Origin of the sequence: Streptococcus pseudopneumoniae, assembly GCF_001072665.1 — a bacterium.
Lineage (GTDB): Bacteria > Bacillota > Bacilli > Lactobacillales > Streptococcaceae > Streptococcus > Streptococcus pseudopneumoniae_S.
In genome coordinates this window covers 11,388-30,906 of record NZ_JVJI01000007.1, presented here as the reverse complement: position 1 = coordinate 30,906, position 19,519 = coordinate 11,388, and the positions used below count along the sequence as shown (strand labels likewise).

The window sequence follows — 19,519 nt, the reverse complement described above, 5'->3', positions numbered from 1 at the left end:
CGTACTCAAGTACAGCCTGCGGCTAGTTTCCTAGTTTGCTCTTTGATTTTCATTGAGTATAAAAAACCTCTTCCCAAGGGAAAGAGGACTAAATCTTATTGATGAACCGCTTGAGCTGCTGTGATAAGGGTCAACTTGTACACATCATCAGCATTACATCCACGAGAGAGGTCGTTAACTGGCTTGTTCAAACCTTGCAAAACAGGTCCTACTGCCGCAAATCCACCAAGGCGTTCTGCCATCTTGTAACCGATATTTCCTGCCTCGATACCTGGGAAGATGAAGACATTTGCTTGACCAGCTACCGTACTTCCAGGAGCTTTCAGAGCTGCAGTTTCTGGAACAAAGGCCGCATCGAATTGCAACTCACCATCGATTTCAAGGTCAGGGCGCAAGTCATGAGCAATTTTAGTTGCTTCAACAACCTTATCAACGCTTTCTCCAAATCCTGAACCTTTAGTAGAATAGCTTAGCATAGCAATTTTAGGCTCGATTCCAAACATTTTAGCTGTGATTGCTGAGTTAATGGCAATTTCAGCCAAAGCTTCTGCGTCTGGATTAATGTTGATGGCACAGTCTCCAAACAGGTAACGCTCCGTACCACGAACCATGAGAAAGGCACCTGAAGTACGAGTTACATTTGGGCGAGTTTTGATGATTTGAAGGGCTGGACGAACTGTTGAAGCTGTTGAGTGAATCGCTCCTGACACCATTCCATCAACCAATCCTAAGTAAACCAACATAACACCAAAATAGTTGACATCTTCAACCAAAACCTTGCGTGCATCTTCTTCAGACATTTTACCCTTACGACGTTCTACCAAGGCAGCAACCATTTCTTCAAATTTATCGTAGTGTTGAGGGTCGATGACTTCATAACCATCCTCGATGCCTTCGATTTCAAGATAAATTTTAATTTTTTCAGGATTTCCAAGCAAAACAGGAATCACTTCTGTTTCTTTTACCAGGCGTTTAGTTGCTTGAAGAATACGAGGTTCTTCCCCTTCAGGGAGAACGATACGAGCATTTTTACCAACCAGGTTGGCTTTGAGACTTTCAAAAACTTCCATGAGTTTTCTCCTTTAAGATAATAATTATACTCTGAATCATTTTTTATAGAGTATTAGTTGATAACTGAGTAATAAGGTTGCTGAAATCATCCGGCAAGGGACTTTCTAACTGCAAATCTTGCTCTAAAAATGGATGATAAAAGGATAAGTAATGGCAATGCAGGGCCTGACGTTGAATACCGTCGTCCAGACTACCACCATACAAATCATCTCCCAACAAAGGAAAACCAATATGAGAAAAATGAACTCGGATTTGGTGGGTTCGACCAGTATGCAGGCGAATGTCAACCAAGTGAATATTCCCATAAGAAGCTACAATCTTATATGAAGTATGGGCATACTTCCCACCTTTAGCCACCCGTCTAGTAATAATGGAGTCTTCATCACGCGCAATCGGAGCAATAATTTCTCCCTCTTGCTCCAAGTGTCCATCACCTTTAACCAAAGCAAAGTAGCGTTTTTCAATGGACTTCTTCTGCAACTGCTTGTCTAATCGTGCATGGGCATAGCCATGTTTAGCAAAGAGCATCAAGCCAGAAGTATCTCTATCAAGCCTGGTTACAATGTGAACCTGCTGATTTTCATAATTTTGCTTGACATAGTAACCCTTGATAAAATTGGCAATGGTGTTGGAATGATTGACACTAGGAATAGAAGCCACTCCATAGGGTTTATTCAAGACTAGAAAATGGTCATCTTCATACAAGATATCTAGAGGACGGTCAATGGCTTCTAGGGTTTCAAAGCCTTCCTCAGCGGGAATATCGATGACAACTCGGTCTCCAATATCCAATAGATAGGTCGCATTTTGCGATTGGTCATTGACCAGAATAACTCCCCCTCGAAACTTAATCTTGGCCAGAAGCCCCTTCGAAACTTCGTGCTTTTTTAAGAAGGTCTTAACCTTGACATGCTCATCTGCGATAAATTCAAACCTCATTCGTCCACCTCGCCGATAAAAGCGTCCTTGACACGATTCCAGAAACTGGTATGGCTCGGTGATGCGACAAAGTGAATCTTATGATGGTCGATTTGATACTCAATTCGTTCAATATTTCGGAAAGAATAAACGCTATTGTCAACCGAAATGGTATGATAATCGTTTCTCGTTGGTATGAGTTCAATCTTATCCTTCTTAGGCACAATAATGGAAGAGCCCAGGGTTCGATAGACACGATTGTTAAGGCTAGCAATTTCCGTTAATTGCAAAGCTTCAATGGTTGGGTGTAAAACAGCTCCACCAAGCGACTTGTTATAGGCTGTACTACCAGTCGGAGTTGAAACTGTTAGCCCATCTCCACGAAAACGTTCAAAGTGGACACCGTTAATCACAACATCCGCCACCATGGTTCGATCAGACCTGCGGATGCTGGCTTCATTTAGTGCTCTAAAAATCTTCACTTCCCCATTTTCAAGAAAAACCTTCACATTCAGAACAGGGTATGATACCTTTGCCCCAGTATCTAGCTGCAAATTAGTCACTAGCTTGTCCAACTCAAAATCACGGTAGTCCGTATAGAAGCCCAAATGTCCAGTGTGAACACCAATGAAGCGGACCTTGTCAAGCTGATTTTCGTACTTATGAAAGGCCGACAAGAGCATACCATCCCCACCGATGGAAATGACAATATCCGGATTGGTATCATTGAGTATAAACTGATTTCTCTTCAAACGATCTCGCAATTCATACAAAACCCTTTGACTCTGCGGTTTTCTATTAGCTATCAGGTCAATTCGTTTACCTGTATTCTTCATCTGTATCGTCACTGTTTCCTACACCGTCATTTAATTTTCTACTCAAAGGATCAAAAAGAGCCTGGGCTTCCTGGATATCATCTCGAATTTTACCCATTTCTTCATCCAACTGATGGGCAATTTTGGCAGTAATTTCCAGTCTCTTTTTAATTTCCTCTGGGAAATCCCCTTGGTACTTGTAGTTGAGAGAATGTTCTATCGTTGCCCAGAAATTCATGGCCAAGGTACGAATTTGAATTTCCGCCAAAATGGTCTTAGCTCCATTTATGGTATCAACCGTATATTCTACTACCACATGATAGGAACGGTAGCCTGAAGCCTTTCGATGAGTAATGTAATCTCGCTCTTGTATAATCCGCATGTCCTGACGTTTACGCAAAATCTCCACTACTTCCTTGACGTCATCTACAAACTGGACCATCACACGCAAGCCGGCAATATCTTGCAAATCGTGCTCTAAGGTCGCATAAGTAATGCCACGCCGAGCCATTTTTTCCTTGATACTTTCAATCGGTTTGACTCGACCAGTCACAAACTCAATCGGAGAATGCTTATTTTGCTTACGATATTGCTTCCGAATACCACGTAGTTTAATCTTTAACTCACCAACAGCTTGAATGTAAGGATCTAGAAATTCTTCCCATTCTATGGTCATATATTCTCCCTTGTTCACATATTATCCTTCAAAAATATCTTTGATTTTTTCTCCAGATTCATATACAATAAATACAATGCTTATTATACCATAAATCCGCTTTCAACGATAAAGAAAAGGTAAGAAAAATGAAACATTTAGAAATTGAATTGAAAACACTCTTGAAAAAAGATGAATATAATCGTCTAAAAGACCAATTCACAGGTGTCACTCCTGTTCTTCAAAAAAATTACTACATCGACACTCCAGATTTTGAACTACGAGAAAAGAAAGTTGCTATGCGCATTCGAACCTTTGAAGACTGGGCAGAATTAACACTCAAAGTCCCACAAAGTATTGGAAACATGGAATACAATCAAAAATTACAACTAAAAGATGCTGAAAACTATCTGAGCAAGAAAGAACTTCCTCAAGGGCTAGTACTGGCTGAATTGGCGAAACATGGTATTAAAACTAGTGAATGGCAGATCCTTGGTTGTCTAACGACACTTCGCTATGAAATGAAAACAGCTATTGGTCTCATGGCACTGGATGAAAGTCAGTACTTTGATATTACAGATTACGAATTAGAGCTTGAAGTTGAGAATCACGAGCAAGGGAAACATGATTTCCAGCAATTTTTAGAGGAAAATCAGATTGCTTATCAAAAAGCTCCCTCAAAATTGGTTCGATTTGTCAAAAGCATGAAAAATAGCTGAAATAATCTCTATTTTTTGGTAAAATAGAAAAGATAAAATACAAAATCCCAGTTCGTATAGGCTAGGCAGATATGACTAGGATTTAAAAAGTTTACAGAGGACGGTCTATAATGTCAGATAGAAAAAACATGAAACTTTTCGCACTCAACTCTAACCAAGAGATTGCACAGAAAATTGCTCAAGCTGTTGGTGTCCCACTTGGAAAACTATCATCACGTCAATTTTCAGATGGAGAAATCCAAGTAAATATCGAAGAAAGTGTCCGTGGTTATGATGTTTACATCATCCAATCAACAAGTTTCCCTGTTAACAACCACCTAATGGAATTGCTTATCATGGTTGATGCTTGTGTTCGTGCAAGTGCGCACAGTATCAACGTTGTCCTTCCATATTTTGGCTATGCACGTCAAGACCGCATCGCTTCACCTCGTGAGCCACTTACAGCGAAACTAGTTGCCAATATGCTAGTTAAGGCTGGTGTCGATCGTATCCTTACGCTTGATTTGCATGCCGTTCAGGTTCAAGGCTTCTTTGACATCCCTGTCGATAACCTTTTCACAGTTCCCCTATTTGCAAAACATTATTGCGATAAGGGCCTACTCGGTTCAGATGTTGTTGTCGTCAGCCCTAAAAATTCAGGTGTAAAGCGTGCTCGTAGCTTGGCTGAATATCTTGATGCTCCTATCGCCATTATTGACTACCCTCAAGACGATGCTACTCGCAACGAAGGTTATATTATCGGTGATGTTGAAGGTAAAAAAGCTATCTTGATTGACGATATTTTAAATACAGGACGTACCTTCTCTGAAGCTGCTAAAATCGTTGAACGTGAAGGAGCTACAGAAATTTATGCTGTTTCTAGCCATGGTCTCTTCGTCGAAGGAGCTGCTGAACTTCTTGACGACACTAATATTAAGGAAATTCTTGTGACTGATTCAGTAGCAACAAAAGAAAAAACTCCTAAAAACGTATGCTACATCACTGCTAGTGAGTTAATTGGTGATGCCATCGTCCGTATCCACGAAAGAAAACCAGTCAGCCCACTCTTTGCCTACAACAAAAAGAAATAAGGTGATTCTTTGATTTATTTGGACAATGCTGCAACGACTCCCATGTCAGCAGTTGCTATTTCAGCTATGACCGAGATTATGCAAGAAATCTATGGAAATCCTTCTAGTATTCATGGGCATGGTCGTCAAGCTGGCAAACTCTTGCGAGAAGCCCGTCAGGAGCTAGCTCAGTTACTGGGGACAAAACCTCAACATATCTTTTTCACTTCTGGTGGGACAGAAGGCAACAATACTGCCATCATTGGCTACTGCCTTCGTCATCAAGAACAAGGAAAACATATCATCACAACTGCTATTGAGCACCATGCTGTCCTTGAAACCATTGATTACTTGGTTCAACACTTTGGTTTTGAAGTAACCATTATCCAGCCAGAAAATCAAGAAATCACAGCCCAACAAATTCAAGAGACCTTACGTGACGATACGATTTTGGTTTCTACCATGTTTGCCAATAATGAGACTGGAAACCTACTGCCCATTGCTGAAATTGGCCAAATACTTAAGCAACACCCTGCTGCCTATCATGTCGATGCAGTTCAGGCTATTGGAAAAATCCCTATTCATCCAGAAGAATTGGGCATTGATTTTCTCACTGCTTCTGCCCACAAGTTCCATGGTCCTAAGGGAATCGGTTTTCTCTACGCATCTAGCATGGACTTTGATTCCTATATCCATGGCGGAGACCAAGAACAGAAAAAACGTGCAGGGACTGAAAATCTAACTGCCATCGTAGGCATGGTTGCAGCTCTAAAAGAAAACCTAGAAAAGCAAGAAGAACATTTTCAACATGTACAAAATCTAGGAACCGCCTTTCTTTCAGAGCTAGAGGGCATTCAATATTACTTGAATAGGGGACAACATCATCTCCCTTATGTTCTCAATATTGGATTTCCTAGTCAGAAAAATGACCTCTTACTCCTTCGTCTAGATTTAGCTGGAATTTCAATCTCTACTGGCTCAGCCTGTACTGCAGGCATTGTTCAATCGAGCCATGTTCTTGAAGCTATGTACGGAGCAAATTCAGAACGCTTGAAGGAATCCGTTCGTATCAGTCTCTCGCCACAAAATACTATTGAAGAACTACAAACCCTTGCAAAAACCTTAAAAGAAATTATCGGAGGTTAGCCATATGGCATTTGAAAAAACCATTCAGTTAAAAAATTGTCGATACGACTACACTCTCAGCCCTTCTGTTAAGAAATTCACCCTCAAGGACAACACCTTTTTTGAAACAAAAGTTGGGAACTATGAACTGACTCGCCTTTTGGAAAAAGTTCCGAACAGCGGTGAGGGATTCCAACTCAAAATCATCATTAACAAGGAACTTACAGGAGCTAAAATCAATATCACTGACAAGTTTGGTCTTCGTTTAGTTGATATTTTCAAATCAGAAGACCACCACATTCATCAAGAAAAATTCTACTTCCTCATGGATAGCTTGGTAGAGCGTGGTGTCTTTACAAAATCGGAAAGATAGAGCCAAAATGTTTGAACTGACCTATAAGGACAGCTATCATGTAGAGCGCACTCTCAAGTATGAGGATTATGAGGCTCTCATGCTTGCTCTGTCAGGATGTGTGACTCTGCCAGATACACTTTATGTAACTTCTTTGACCTTTAAAGGGCGGGAAGTTTACCAAGGACTGGTCGGAGACCTCTACCGTTTTCTATCACATGCAGATTTTTTACATCAAAACTAAGATTTTTCTTAGTTTTTTCTTGTTTTTGTTGATTTTTTCACAATGTTTCTATAAAATAGAAGAATAGAAAGGTTGTGATTTTGTGAAAGATAAACAGTCTGCTATTCCAAAAGCTACAGCGAAAAGACTCTCTCTTTACTATCGAATTTTTAAGAGATTTCATGCAGAAAAGATTGAACGTGCCAACTCTAAGCAAATTGCAGAGGCTATCGGTATTGATTCCGCGACCGTACGTCGTGATTTTTCCTATTTTGGTGAACTAGGTCGGCGTGGATTTGGCTACGATGTCAAAAAACTGATGACATTTTTTGCCGATTTACTCAATGATAACTCCATCACCAATGTCATGCTGGTAGGTATTGGAAATATGGGCCATGCCCTTCTCCACTACCGCTTCCATGAGCGCAACAAGATGAAGATTATCATGGCCTTTGACCTAGATGACCATCCTGAAGTCGGTACCCAAACTCCTGATGGGATTCCTATTTACGGAATTTCTCAAATTAAGGATAAAATCAAGGATGCTGATGTGAAGACTGCTATCCTGACAGTTCCCAGCGTCAAGTCACAAGAGGTTGCCAATCTCTTGGTAGATGCTGGCGTGAAAGGAATTCTCAGTTTTTCACCAGTCCATCTGCATTTACCAAAAGACGTGGTCGTTCAGTATGTCGATTTGACAAGTGAACTCCAAACCCTCCTCTACTTCATGCGAAAAGAGGATTAGAAAGCGAAAATCATTTTATGAAAAAACCAGTTATTGGGATTACAGGAAACGAAAAAACTCATCCAGATGATGATATCATGATGAGCTACGCAGCAAAAGGCTTTGTTGAAGGCGTTAAAGACGCTGGAGGGATTCCCATCATCCTACCAATTGGTGATCAAGAAATGGCCTGCCACTATATCAGTATGATTGACAAGCTCATCTTGACAGGTGGGCAAAATGTTGATCCAAAATTCTATGGTGAACCAAAAACCATCGATAGCGATGACTATCACCTTCAAAGGGATATCTTTGAACTGGCCCTCATCAAGGAAGCTATTAAACAGAAAAAGCCAATTTTTTCTGTCTGCCGTGGAACTCAACTATTTAACGTTGCCATGGGGGGAACTCTGTACCAAGATATCGAAGACCATTGGCAGGATTGTTCCGCCGAATACACAACTCAACGCTTGGTGACAGAGCCTGATACAGTTCTTCGAGAAATCTATGGAGAAATTTCCCATATCAACTCCTTCCACCACCAGAGTATCAAGGATTTAGCCCCCAACTTAAAAGTTGTGGCTCATGATCCTAAAGATGGTATCATTGAAGCTGTTACGAGTACGGATGACATTGCCTTTCTCGGTGTCCAGTGGCACCCAGAGTTTCTTTTTGAAAATCGTCCCAAAGATAAAAATCTCTTTGACTATGTCGTAAATGAACTTTAAATTAAATCTGTCTTTTCACGGTAACTAAAGTAACTAGAATGTGAGACAATCAAATGATCCAAGAGGACAATCCCCATCAGGTCGCAGGCTTCTTTAACAAGTTTTGTAACATGATCATCATTTCGGCTAGGCGCTACCGCTCCTGAAGGATGATTGTGGACCAAGATGAGTGAAGTCGCCATATGCTTGATAGCATAATGAAGAATCTCACGTGGTTCAGCGATACTGCGAGTAGCTGAACCGATAAAAATGGTCTGTTGATGGATGATTTGATTTTGAGTATTGAGATAGAGCGCCACCAGGTGCTCTTGTTTTTTATGGCCCAATTCCTGCTGCATCTTCTTGGCCAACTTTTGACTGCTGAGAATACTTTCCATCTCAAGGGTCTCATGCTTGTGAATACGATGGCCCAGTTCAATCATAGCTTGTAACTCTATGGCCTTAACACGGCCGATACCAGATAGACTCTGCAATTCCTGCAGGGTCATTTTTTTCAAATCTGTTAGGCTTGAAAGATTATTCAAGACTTTCTGGGCAATTTCAAAAACGCTAGCTTGACGTGTTCCTGTCCTGAGTAAAATAGCTAGCAACTCTTGATTACTGAGCGCTTCAACTCCTTCCTTGGCCAGTCTTTCTCTTGGTAATAGTGAATCTTCTTGGAATGAAATACTATACATAAAAATCCTCCTCACTTTATTATTCGTGAGAAGGATGAAAAATTAGAATTTTTTCTCAATTGGGGCCACACTGGCCAAAAGTTTTTTCAAACCAACTTCTGGGAAATTGATTTTTAATTCCTGCGTAGCACCGCTACCTGAAACTTCCAGAACGGTTCCCTCTCCCCATTTCTTGTGGAGAGCAATGTCACCAATGGACCAATTTGCTTCACTAGATGCTGATTTTGCTCCAGCAGTAAATTGACCAAATGGGAGACCGCTTGACTGGATAGTTTTTGGAGCAGCACTGCGTTTACGGTCTTGGAGGGCCTGTGCCAAACTCATACCTTGACCGAAGGCAAGGCCGCCACTGCTATAAGATGCCTTAAAGCTTGTATTGGCTGGACGAGCCAATCCTTGATACTCAAGTAAGTCTGAACTAATTTCATTAATAAAACGAGTTGGACGGTTGTAGTTGGTACGACCGAAAAGCAGACGCGAGTTGGCATTGGTCAGATAGAGAATTTTCTCTGCACGCGTGATACCTACATAGGCTAGACGGCGTTCTTCTTCTAATTCATCTTGATCTTCAGCTGCACGGCTAAGCGGAAAGACATTTTCTTCCATCCCAATCAAAAAGACAACTGGAAACTCGAGACCTTTGGCAGCGTGTAGGGTCATCAGGGTCACTTCTGATGTCTCCTGACTACCTGAATCTGTGTCTGCAATTAAGGCCAAATCATTTAAGAAACGACTCAGCTTGTCCAGACCAGTTTCCTCTTCTGGCCCATCAGAGGTATCATCAAAGTTTTTCGTTACAGAAAGGAACTCTTCGATATTTTCAACCCTAGCCTTGCTTTCTAAAGTCGCTTGAGCATTTAGAATATCGACGTAACCTGTTTTTTCTAAAACAGCCTCAACCAACTCTGTAATAGTTAATTGATCTAGCTGCTCTCGTAAATCTAGAATCATATTGGCAAAATCCCAGATAGACTGGGCAGCTTTACCCTTGATACCAGATAACATGATATTGGCTGAAGCATCTAGCATGGACATGTCTTGCATATTCGCAAAGTCACGGATTTTCTCAACTGTACCTGGCCCAATTCCACGTTTAGGCTCGTTGATAATACGCTCAAAACTGATATTGTCACTCAAATTGACAATAAGATTGAGGTAAGCGATTATATCTCGGATTTCCTTACGGCTGTAGAACTTGGTTCCGCCAACCATAGTATAAGGGATATTTGACTTGAGCAGGGCTTCCTCAATAGTACGAGACTGGGCATTTGTACGATAGAGAACTGCAAAATCCTTGTGATGGAAGTTTTGACTGCGACCTAGTTCATCAATAGTTCTGGCTACAAATACAGCCTCATCCTGCTCATCATTGGCACGATAGTAAACGATTTGCTCCCCTTCAGCATTCTGGGTCCAGAGATTCTTAGGTCGACGGTTTTTATTGTTTTTAATGACCTCGTTGGCCGCTTGGAGAATGGTTTTAGTGGAACGGTAATTCTCTTCCAACAAAACAACCTTGGCTTGGGGATAATCCTTTTCGAAGTCCAAGATATTCTGCATATCCGCACCACGCCAACCGTAGATAGACTGGTCCGCATCCCCAACCACACAAATATTTTTAAAGCGTGAAGCCAAGAGTTTGACCAGTTGGTACTGGGCATGGTTAGTATCTTGATACTCATCAACGTGGATGTACTGAAACTTCTGCTGATAGTAGGTCAAGACATCAGGATTTTGATCAAAGAGACGCAGGGTCAGCATGATTAAGTCGTCAAAGTCAACGGACTCAGACTGACGAAGCTCTTTTTGATAGGCTGTGTAACACTGAGCCACAATTTGCGTGTACATATCTCCAGCTTGGGCAGCATAAGCCACATCATCAATCAAATCATTCTTAGCATTGGAAATAGTCCCCAAAATTGTTCGTTCATTCCATTTTTTAGGGTCCAAGTTTAATTGCTTGAGAATGCGTTTCATAAGGGTACGCTGTTCACCAGGATCTACAATAGTAAAATTACGATTGTAGCCGATATGATCTGCATCACGACGCAGAATACGAACACACATGGAGTGAAAAGTCGCAATCAGACAGTCCTGAGTAGCTGGATTGAGCCCATAAGCACGCTCCTTCATCTCACGCGCAGCCTTATTGGTAAAGGTAATTGCCAAGATATTCCAAGGATTAACCATTTTTTCATCAATTAGATAGGCAATACGGTGGGTCAAAACACGAGTCTTTCCAGAACCAGCCCCCGCCATGATTAACAAGGGCCCTTCTGTTGTTTGCACCGCCTCAGCCTGACGGTCATTCATTCCATTTAATAATGCGTTCATCTTCTCTTCCTTACTCTTGAAGTCAATATTTCTATTATATCAGAATTCAAGGAAAATATCTTTACCTAGACTGGTTACGTGTAGAAGGCAACTTCTTATATCTAGATAAAAAATGAGCTTGGATAGCTTTTCCAAACTCATTTGAATTCAATTAAACTACTAGAACAAGCCTAGAACGGTTCCGTCACTTTCAACATCCATGTTGAGGGCTGCTGGACGTTTTGGTAGGCCTGGCATGGTCATGACATCACCAGTTAAGGCGACGATGAAGCCTGCACCTAATTTTGGCACCAATTCGCGAATGGTAATTTCAAAGTTTTCAGGTGCTCCAAGTGCATTTGGATTGTCTGAGAAGCTATACTGGGTCTTAGCCATACAGATTGGCAATTTGTCCCAACCGTTTTGAACAATTTGAGCGATTTGTGTTTGAGCTTTCTTCTCAAAGTTTACTTTGCTACCACGGTAGATTTCAGTAACAATCTTTTCAATCTTTTCTTGAACAGAAAGGTCATTGTCATACAAACGTTTATAGTTAGATGGGTTTTCAGCGATAGTCTTAACAACTGTTTCAGCAAGTGCTACTCCACCCTCTGCACCATCAGCCCAGACACTAGCCAATTCAACTGGTACATCGATTGAGGCACAAAGTTCTTTCAAGGCTGCAATTTCAGCTTCTGTATCAGATACAAATTCGTTGATAGCTACTACTGCAGGAATACCGAACTTACGGATATTTTCAACGTGGCGTTTCAAGTTAGCAAAACCGGCACGAACCGCCTCCACATTTTCCTCTGTCAAAGCGTCTTTAGCCACACCACCATTCATCTTAAGGGCACGAAGGGTTGCGACAATAACTACTGCATCTGGAGATGTTGGCAAGTTTGGTGTCTTAATATCAAGGAATTTCTCGGCACCAAGATCTGCACCAAAACCAGCTTCAGTAACTGTGTAATCAGCCAAGTGAAGGGCTGTGCTTGTTGCCAAGACAGAGTTACATCCGTGAGCAATATTGGCAAATGGACCACCGTGTACAAAGGCAGGTGTTCCGTAAATTGTCTGAACCAAGTTTGGCTTAATAGAATCCTTCAAAATCAAAGCTAAGGCACCTTCAACCTGCAAATCACCTACAGAAACAGGTGTTCGGTCGTAACGATAACCGATAACGATATTAGCCAAACGACGTTTCAAGTCCTCGATGTCCGTTGCCAAGCAAAGAATTGCCATGATTTCTGAAGCGACGGTAATGTCAAAGCCATCCTCACGTGGAATACCATTTAAAGGGCCACCAAGTCCAACGGTCACATGGCGAAGAGCACGGTCGTTCAAATCCACAACACGTTTCCAGAGGATACGACGTTGATCAATTCCCAACTCATTTCCTTGGTGTAAGTGGTTGTCAATCAAGGCAGAAAGCGCATTGTTGGCAGTCGTAATGGCATGCATATCCCCCGTGAAGTGAAGGTTGATGTCTTCCATTGGCAGAACTTGGGCATAACCACCACCTGCCGCACCACCCTTAATCCCCATTACCGGACCAAGAGATGGTTCGCGAATAGCAATCATGGTTTTCTTGCCAATCTTGTTCAAGGCATCCGCTAAACCAATGGTAATAGTTGATTTTCCTTCACCTGCAGGTGTTGGGTTGATGGCAGTAACCAAAATCAATTTCCCAACTGGATTGCTCTCAACTGCACGAATTTTATCAAAGCTGAGCTTAGCCTTGTACTTTCCGTACAACTCCAAATCGTCGTAAGAAATACCAAGTTTCTCTACAACATCAACGATTGGCTTCAACTCAATACTCTGTGCGATTTCAATATCTGTTTTCATTCAAAACTCCTCTAACCTCTTATATGATAATTCATTATATCACAAAACAAGATTTTTAACATCCAAAAACTCTCTAAACGTTCGTAAATATCCCTGTTTTTAAGGTTTTTAGAGTCCTTTCTTAAATTTTATATGGCTTTATAGTTTGAAACTATATTCTTTCCTTTTACCAAAATTTTATCACTTTCATTTTACTTACCGTTTATTTTTGTGTACAATAGTGCTATGAAAATTTTAGTTACATCGGGCGGTACCAGTGAAGCTATTGATAGCGTCCGCTCTATCACTAACCATTCTACAGGACGCTTGGGGAAAATCATCACAGAAACTTTGCTTGCTGCTGGGCATGAAGTTTGTTTGATAACAACAAAACGAGCTCTAAAGCCAGAAGCCCATCCCAACCTAAGCATTCAAGAAATTAACAATACAAACGACCTTCTCCTTGAAATGCAAGAACGTGTCAAGGACTATCAGGTCTTGATTCACTCAATGGCCGTATCTGATTACACTCCTGTCTATATGACAGGGTTTGAGGAGGTTCAGGCTAGTTCCAATCTAGAGGAATTTTTAAACAAGCAAAATCATCAAGCTAAGATTTCTTCAACTGACGAGGTTCAGGTTTTATTCCTGAAAAAAACACCCAAAATCATATCCCTAGTCAAGGAATGGAATCCTGCTATTCATCTGATTGGTTTTAAACTGCTGGTTGATGTTACCGAAGAACATCTGGTTGACATTGCTAGAAAAAGTCTTATCAAGAACCAAGCAGACTTGATTATCGCAAATGACCTGACTCAAATCTCAACAAACCAGCACCGCGCAATCTTTGTTGAGAAAGATCATCTTCAAGCAGTCCAGACTAAAGAAGAAATTGCAAAACTCCTCCTTGAAAAAATTCAAGCCTATCATTCTTAGAAAGGAAAGCTATGGCACATATTCTCTTGGCTGTAACGGGGTCAATCGCCTCTTACAAGTCGGCAGATTTAGTCAGTTCTCTAAAAAAACAAGGCCATCAAGTCACTGTCTTAATGACCCAGATTGCTACAGAGTTTATCCAACCTTTGACACTACAGGTATTATCACAGAATCCTGTCCACTTGGATGTCATGAAGGAACCCTATCCTGAACAGGTTAATCATATCGAACTTGGAAAAAAGGCGGATGTATTCATCGTGGCCCCTGCAACTGCTAACACTATCGCAAAACTAGCCCTTGGCTTTGCGGACAACATGGTGACCAGTACAGCTTTAGCCTTGCCAAGTCATATTCCCAAACTAATAGCTCCTGCTATGAATACAAAAATGTATGACCATCCAGCAACTCAGGCTAATCTAAAAACATTAGAAGCCTACGGGTATCAGCTGATTGCTCCTAAGGAATCCCTACTAGCTTGTGGAGACCACGGACGAGGAGCCTTAGCTGACCTCACAATTATTTTAGAAAGAATAAAGGAAACTCTCGATGAAAAAACGCTCTAATATTGCACCTATTGCTATCTTTTTTGCAACCATGCTCGTGATACACTTTCTGAGCTCGCTTGTCTTTAACCTTTTTCCATTTCCAATCAAACCGACCATTGTTCATATTCCTGTCATTATTGCCAGCATTATTTACGGTCCACGCGTTGGGGTTACACTTGGATTTTTGATGGGGCTACTTAGTTTGACGGTTAATACAATTACGATTCTGCCGACAAGCTACCTCTTCTCACCTTTTGTACCAAACGGAAACATCTACTCAGCTATCATAGCTATCGTCCCACGTATTTTGATTGGTTTAACTCCGTATCTAGTCTATAAACTGATGAAAAATAAAACTGGTTTGATTCTAGCTGGTGCCCTTGGTTCACTTACCAACACAGTCTTTGTACTTGGTGGAATCTTCTTCCTATTTGGAAATGTTTTTGATGGAAATATCAAACTACTTCTGGCAACTGTTATCTCAACAAATTCTATTGCCGAATTAGTCATTTCCGCAGTTCTAACCCTAGCCATTGTTCCAAGACTACAGACTTTGAAAAAATAAAAACATCTCCACTTTCAAGCTTGAAGGTGGAGATTTTGCTCTATACAGTTTCTTTTTAGTGAAATCTTTACTAACTTTTAACTAAAAAACGACCTATAAACTCAAGTAAATCCTTGCTTTATTGTCTTGTTTATTGTACTATACTAGTGTATATACAGAAAAAGGAGATTCTTATGAACACACGGAAAAAGACACAATTTATGACAATGACTGCTCTTTTAACGGCTATTGCGATTTTGATTCCAATTGTTATGCCTTTTAAGATTGTCATTCCGCCTGCTTCTTACACTTTGGGAAGCCACATCGCTATTTTTATCGCTATGTTCTTGTCGCCCTTGATGGCTGTTTTTGTCATCCTAGCCTCTAGTTTTGGATTTTTGATGGCTGGCTATCCCATGGTTATCGTATTTCGAGCTTTTTCTCATATCTTTTTTGGGACTTTGGGGGCTCTTTACCTACAAAAATTCCCCGATACCCTAGATAAACCAAAATCTTCTTGGATTTTTAACTTTGTTTTAGCACTTATCCATGCCCTTGCTGAAGTATTAGCTTGTGTCGTTTTTTATGCAACTTCCGGTACCAATGTAGAAAATATGTTTTATGTTCTATTTGTGCTAGTTGGATTTGGCACAATTATCCATAGTATGGTAGACTATACATTAGCACTAGCTGTCTATAAAGTGCTTCGAAAACGCCGTTAAAAGGAAGAACTATGACAAAAGATCGCAAACAAGCCCTACTTCAACTCTTGAAAGAAGCCCCTAAAGCCCTCAATGGCCAAAGTTTGGCGGAACATTTTCATGTCACACGTCAGGTCATTGTGCAGGACATTGCAATTTTGAGAGCCGATGGCGCTCCTATCCTATCCACTAATCGTGGCTACGTCTATAAGCAAATTGAAACCAATCCTTATGTTCACAAACTTTTCAAAGTGAAACATGAAGTTGAAGAAATCGGTCAAGAACTCCTTGCTATCGTAGATAATGGTGGACGTGTTCAAAACACCTTGATTGACCATCCCGTTTATGGAGAAATTGAAACCTTGCTGAAACTGTCTTGCCGCAGAGATGTACAACATTTTCTAGAACAAGTCGAGCATTCTGATTTTAGACCTTTATCTGAATTGACAGATGGCATCCATTACCACCTAGTCGAGGCCGAAACACAACAAGACCTCCACTATATCGAGGAGGCCTTGGATCAGCTCGGTTATTTAGTAAAAGACTAGAAAATTTTCTTTTCCCAATCGTCTTCTGTACGGCGAGGGTAGAAAAATTCAGATTTGTCAGGAGCTTCCATCATCTCCATCAAGGGTAACATATCATAGGCCAGATCCAAGTTTGGAATCTGGTCTTTTTGCACCCAAGAAACTTCTCCTTCATCTGAAGAGCGAAGGGTACCAGAGAACTCAGTTGTCTTATAACAAACGACAATATAGCGCCCACCTGTATCCAGTGGCCAATTTTTAATGCCGACAAGTTGAGGATTTTGGATAGTCAATCCTGTTTCTTCATAGATTTCACGAATAACAGACTCTGCGAAAGATTCGCCATTTTCTACATGGCCTCCTGGAAAGGCATAACCTGACCAGCGATTGGTTTCAGGAGCGCGATACTGCATCACCACGCGCTGAGTTTCGAGGTCTTCAATCAGACAAATGTTTGTTAAAATCGTTAATTGTGCTCGAGACATAAATTTACTCACTTTCTAATTTATTAAATTTTTAGACTTGGTACCAAAGATTCTAGCTTCTACTTTTTAAAATTATTTAGAATTGAATACCATTCGTTTTTCCTTTATAGGTTTTCCAAGTTCAAGCATCTTTTCTTGTCCATCAAAAGTAAAGCCCATTTTTTGATAGAAAGCAATGGCGCGCTTATTATCTTTCAATACCCATAAGAAAATTTCAGAAAAATGATCAAGAGCAATCAAAGCTGCTTTCATTAACTTTTGTGCGATACCTTTTCCATAATAGTCTTTTAAAACATATAAAGCAATAATTTCACCAGCTTGAATAGTCTCATCACGAAAGTTGCCATAACTTATAAAACCAACTACCTTCAGACCATCCATCGCAATCAATGTATTTTCTGGAAACTTTTGACTAAAGAATCGACATCTTTCTAATGTCATTGTCTCCTGAAATTCTGCAGACAAAAGGTCGTCATAAGCTTCTCTCCACGCTTTCCAGTGAACAAGTGATTTACCTTCTATCTCTTCAGGAGTTTCCATTGATTTAATAATAACCGTCATTTATTTTCTTCTCCTTAATCCAAGGCCTTGACTTCCAGCATCATATCACGTATCTGAGCTGCTAGTTCAAAGTCAAGCACTTCAACGGCTTCTTGCATTTGTTTTTCAAGTTTCTTGACAAGTTCTTTGCGCTCTTGTTTGTTGAGGCTATTGATGTCAACTTCCTTGTCTTCTTCCTTAGCAACTGCCTTGGTCACAGCAATCAGATCACGGATTTCTTTCTTGATTGTCTGAGGCACAATACCGTGTTCTTCATTATAGGCCATCTGGATTTTCCGACGGCGGGCAGTTTCATCGATAGCACGTTGCATAGACTGGGTAACTGTGTCAGCGTACATGATGACATGCCCTTCGCTATTACGGGCAGCACGACCAATGGTTTGGACGAGTCCACGTTCGTTACGAAGGAAACCTTCCTTGTCAGCATCGAGAATAGCTACTAGGCTCACTTCAGGAACGTCAATTCCTTCACGAAGGAGGTTGATTCCGACCAAGACATCAAAGACACCCAAGCGCAGGTCACGGATAATCTCTGTCCTCTCCAAGGTCTTAATATCCGAGTGCATGTACTTGACCTTGATGCCCATTTCCTTGAAGTAGTCGGTCAAGTCCTCTGCCATTTTCTTGGTCAAGGTGGTGATAAAGATTCGCTCGTTCTTTTCAACACGGGCATTAATTTCACCTAAGAGATCATCAATCTGTCCCATAGTCGGACGAACTTCCACCTCTGGGTCTAGAAGACCTGTCGGACGAATAATTTGCTCAATCACTGTCTCGGTCTGTTCATTTTCATAGTCACCAGGTGTCGCCGAAACGTAAACAATCTGGTGCACATGGCTTTCAAACTCCTCACGACGGAGAGGACGATTGTCCAAAGCTGATGGCAAACGGAAACCATAATTGACCAGCATTTCCTTACGCGAACGGTCACCATTGTACATGCCCTTGATCTGCCCCATAGTCATGTGACTCTCGTCAATCATAATCAAGAAATCATCTGGGAAGAAGTCGAGAAGCGTATAAGGAGGCTCTCCTTCGCTCCGTCCATCCATGTGACGTGAATAGTTCTCAACCCCGTTAGTATAGCCCATCTCACGCAGCATTTCGATATCGTACTTTGTCCGTTGTTTCAAGCGCTGGGCTTCAAGCAGTTTTCCTTCCTTTTCAAAGACAGCTAGTTGCTCCTCCAACTCTGCTTGAATCTTGGCAATGGCAACTTCCATGTGGTCATCATTGGTCACAAAGTGAGTAGCTGGGAAAATAGCCAAATGATCCACTTCTCCCAAGACCTGACCCGTCAGCGCTTCAACTTCACGGATACGGTCAATTTCATCTCCAAAAAATTCTACTCGAAAGGCGTGCTCATCACGGGAAGCTGGGAAAATCTCTACCACATCCCCACGAACGCGAAATCTTCCCCGTTGGAAATCAATATCATTACGATCAAACTGGATATCAACCAAGTCATTCAAGAGTTTATCACGAGAAATTTCAAGACCTGGACGCAGACTAACGACACTATCAGCGTATTCCTTGGGCGAACCCAAACCATAGATACAAGAGACAGAAGCAACGACAATGACATCATTACGCTCCAAAAGAGCCGAAGTCGCTGAGTGGCGGAGTTTGTCAATCTCGTCATTGACAGAACTATCCTTCTCAATATAGGTATCACTGGAAGGGACATAGGCCTCAGGTTGGTAATAATCATAGTAAGACACAAAGTACTCAACTGCATTTTCAGGGAAAAATTCCTTAAACTCCCCATAGAGCTGTCCTGCTAGAGTTTTATTGTGGGCAATGACCAGAGTAGGTTTATTGACTTTGGAAATGACCTGACTCATGGTATAGGTCTTCCCTGTTCCAGTCGCCCCCATCAGAATCTGAGCTTTTTCTCCACCCTCGATATTATCTACCAACTGCTCGATAGCTTGTGGTTGATCTCCTGATGGTTGATATTTTGATACTAGTTTAAATTGATTATCTGTAATGCGATTGATCATAAGAATCCTCTTTCCATG

At 41.2% G+C, this 19,519-nt stretch carries 22 protein-coding genes; 12 read left to right on the top strand and 10 right to left on the bottom strand.

Annotation, left to right across the window (positions count from 1 at the left end):
- Positions 1 to 95: 95 nt before the first annotated feature.
- Genes pta through ADH52_RS00485 form a run of 4 tightly spaced genes read right to left on the bottom strand, consistent with a single transcriptional unit; the run spans position 96 to position 3,480 of the window.
- A complete protein-coding gene (gene pta / locus ADH52_RS00500; protein WP_000451571.1) occupies positions 96 to 1,070 on the bottom strand; it encodes a phosphate acetyltransferase in 975 nt (324 codons plus the stop codon).
- A gap of 43 nt (positions 1,071 to 1,113) precedes the next feature.
- Positions 1,114 to 2,010 (bottom strand): RluA family pseudouridine synthase, encoded by an 897-nt coding sequence (locus ADH52_RS00495; protein WP_049509394.1) that lies wholly within the window; start codon positions 2,008 to 2,010, stop codon positions 1,114 to 1,116.
- Positions 2,007 to 2,825 carry an NAD kinase gene (locus ADH52_RS00490; RefSeq protein WP_033681742.1) on the bottom strand — a complete coding sequence of 273 codons (819 nt, stop codon included), beginning with the start codon at positions 2,823 to 2,825 and terminating at the stop codon, positions 2,007 to 2,009. Before ADH52_RS00490 ends, ADH52_RS00495 begins: the two co-directional genes overlap by 4 nt.
- Positions 2,809 to 3,480, bottom strand: coding sequence for a GTP pyrophosphokinase (locus ADH52_RS00485; protein WP_049509392.1), 672 nt, complete (start codon positions 3,478 to 3,480; stop codon positions 2,809 to 2,811). The genes ADH52_RS00490 and ADH52_RS00485 overlap by 17 nt, the downstream gene beginning before the upstream one ends.
- 128 nt (positions 3,481 to 3,608) lie before the next feature.
- Between ADH52_RS00485 and ADH52_RS00480 the strand changes: the two genes are divergently transcribed.
- The 7 genes from ADH52_RS00480 (at position 3,609) to ADH52_RS00450 (ending at position 8,379) form a co-directional block, all read left to right on the top strand.
- Positions 3,609 to 4,178 carry a CYTH domain-containing protein gene (locus ADH52_RS00480; RefSeq protein ID WP_049509390.1) on the top strand — a complete coding sequence of 190 codons (570 nt, stop codon included), beginning with the start codon at positions 3,609 to 3,611 and terminating at the stop codon, positions 4,176 to 4,178.
- Positions 4,179 to 4,288: 110 nt separating this feature from the next.
- Positions 4,289 to 5,248, top strand: a complete 960-nt coding sequence (locus ADH52_RS00475; protein ID WP_049509388.1) for a ribose-phosphate diphosphokinase — start codon at positions 4,289 to 4,291, stop codon at positions 5,246 to 5,248.
- 9 nt (positions 5,249 to 5,257) lie between these two features.
- On the top strand, positions 5,258 to 6,373 hold the full coding sequence (locus ADH52_RS00470) for a cysteine desulfurase family protein (protein WP_049509387.1): 1,116 nt from the start codon (positions 5,258 to 5,260) through the stop codon (positions 6,371 to 6,373).
- A 4-nt stretch (positions 6,374 to 6,377) separates the two neighbouring features.
- Complete coding sequence (locus ADH52_RS00465; protein WP_000863540.1) at positions 6,378 to 6,725, top strand: DUF1831 domain-containing protein; 348 nt, start codon at positions 6,378 to 6,380, stop codon at positions 6,723 to 6,725.
- A gap of 7 nt (positions 6,726 to 6,732) precedes the next feature.
- Positions 6,733 to 6,948: a DUF4649 family protein gene (locus ADH52_RS00460; protein ID WP_049509385.1), complete on the top strand. Its 216-nt coding sequence runs from the start codon at positions 6,733 to 6,735 to the stop codon at positions 6,946 to 6,948.
- An 82-nt stretch (positions 6,949 to 7,030) separates the two neighbouring features.
- Positions 7,031 to 7,672, top strand: a complete 642-nt coding sequence (locus ADH52_RS00455) for a redox-sensing transcriptional repressor Rex (protein WP_000653417.1) — start codon at positions 7,031 to 7,033, stop codon at positions 7,670 to 7,672.
- A 17-nt stretch (positions 7,673 to 7,689) separates the two neighbouring features.
- Positions 7,690 to 8,379, top strand: coding sequence for a gamma-glutamyl-gamma-aminobutyrate hydrolase family protein (locus tag ADH52_RS00450; protein ID WP_049509382.1), 690 nt, complete (start codon positions 7,690 to 7,692; stop codon positions 8,377 to 8,379).
- On the opposite strand, the gene radC is transcribed toward ADH52_RS00450, so the two are convergent.
- The 3 genes from radC to ADH52_RS00435 all read right to left on the bottom strand — a co-directional run bounded on the left by radC (position 8,376) and on the right by ADH52_RS00435 (position 13,220).
- Positions 8,376 to 9,056, bottom strand: coding sequence for a RadC family protein (gene radC / locus ADH52_RS00445; RefSeq protein ID WP_033688879.1), 681 nt, complete (start codon positions 9,054 to 9,056; stop codon positions 8,376 to 8,378). The two genes, ADH52_RS00450 and radC, sit on opposite strands and share 4 nt — an antisense overlap.
- A 42-nt stretch (positions 9,057 to 9,098) precedes the next feature.
- Positions 9,099 to 11,390 (bottom strand): DNA helicase PcrA, encoded by a 2,292-nt coding sequence (gene pcrA, locus ADH52_RS00440; protein ID WP_049509378.1) that lies wholly within the window; start codon positions 11,388 to 11,390, stop codon positions 9,099 to 9,101.
- A gap of 159 nt (positions 11,391 to 11,549) precedes the next feature.
- A complete protein-coding gene (locus ADH52_RS00435; protein ID WP_049509375.1) occupies positions 11,550 to 13,220 on the bottom strand; it encodes a formate--tetrahydrofolate ligase in 1,671 nt (556 codons plus the stop codon).
- A 225-nt stretch (positions 13,221 to 13,445) separates the two neighbouring features.
- On the opposite strand from ADH52_RS00435, the gene coaB reads away from it, so the two are divergent.
- The 5 genes from coaB to ADH52_RS00410 all read left to right on the top strand — a co-directional run bounded on the left by coaB (position 13,446) and on the right by ADH52_RS00410 (position 16,473).
- On the top strand, positions 13,446 to 14,135 hold the full coding sequence (gene coaB / locus ADH52_RS00430) for a phosphopantothenate--cysteine ligase (RefSeq protein WP_049509373.1): 690 nt from the start codon (positions 13,446 to 13,448) through the stop codon (positions 14,133 to 14,135).
- Between the two features lie 11 nt (positions 14,136 to 14,146).
- The gene (gene coaC / locus ADH52_RS00425; protein ID WP_049509371.1) at positions 14,147 to 14,698 is read left to right on the top strand and encodes a phosphopantothenoylcysteine decarboxylase; all 552 of its coding nucleotides are present in this window, start codon (positions 14,147 to 14,149) and stop codon (positions 14,696 to 14,698) included.
- Positions 14,682 to 15,245, top strand: a complete 564-nt coding sequence (locus ADH52_RS00420; protein WP_049509370.1) for an ECF transporter S component — start codon at positions 14,682 to 14,684, stop codon at positions 15,243 to 15,245. The genes coaC and ADH52_RS00420 overlap by 17 nt, the downstream gene beginning before the upstream one ends.
- A gap of 173 nt (positions 15,246 to 15,418) precedes the next feature.
- Positions 15,419 to 15,946 (top strand): ECF transporter S component, encoded by a 528-nt coding sequence (locus ADH52_RS00415; protein WP_001097396.1) that lies wholly within the window; start codon positions 15,419 to 15,421, stop codon positions 15,944 to 15,946.
- Between the two features lie 11 nt (positions 15,947 to 15,957).
- The gene (locus tag ADH52_RS00410; RefSeq protein WP_049509367.1) at positions 15,958 to 16,473 is read left to right on the top strand and encodes a transcription repressor NadR; all 516 of its coding nucleotides are present in this window, start codon (positions 15,958 to 15,960) and stop codon (positions 16,471 to 16,473) included.
- On the opposite strand, the gene ADH52_RS00405 is transcribed toward ADH52_RS00410, so the two are convergent.
- From ADH52_RS00405 to uvrB, 3 genes are all read right to left on the bottom strand, one after another.
- Complete coding sequence (locus tag ADH52_RS00405; RefSeq protein WP_049509366.1) at positions 16,470 to 16,937, bottom strand: 8-oxo-dGTP diphosphatase; 468 nt, start codon at positions 16,935 to 16,937, stop codon at positions 16,470 to 16,472. The two genes, ADH52_RS00410 and ADH52_RS00405, sit on opposite strands and share 4 nt — an antisense overlap.
- Positions 16,938 to 17,009: 72 nt before the next feature.
- Positions 17,010 to 17,498 carry a GNAT family N-acetyltransferase gene (locus ADH52_RS00400; RefSeq protein WP_049509364.1) on the bottom strand — a complete coding sequence of 163 codons (489 nt, stop codon included), beginning with the start codon at positions 17,496 to 17,498 and terminating at the stop codon, positions 17,010 to 17,012.
- 14 nt (positions 17,499 to 17,512) lie between these two features.
- Positions 17,513 to 19,501, bottom strand: a complete 1,989-nt coding sequence (uvrB, locus tag ADH52_RS00395) for an excinuclease ABC subunit UvrB (protein WP_049509362.1) — start codon at positions 19,499 to 19,501, stop codon at positions 17,513 to 17,515.
- Positions 19,502 to 19,519 lie beyond the last annotated feature (18 nt).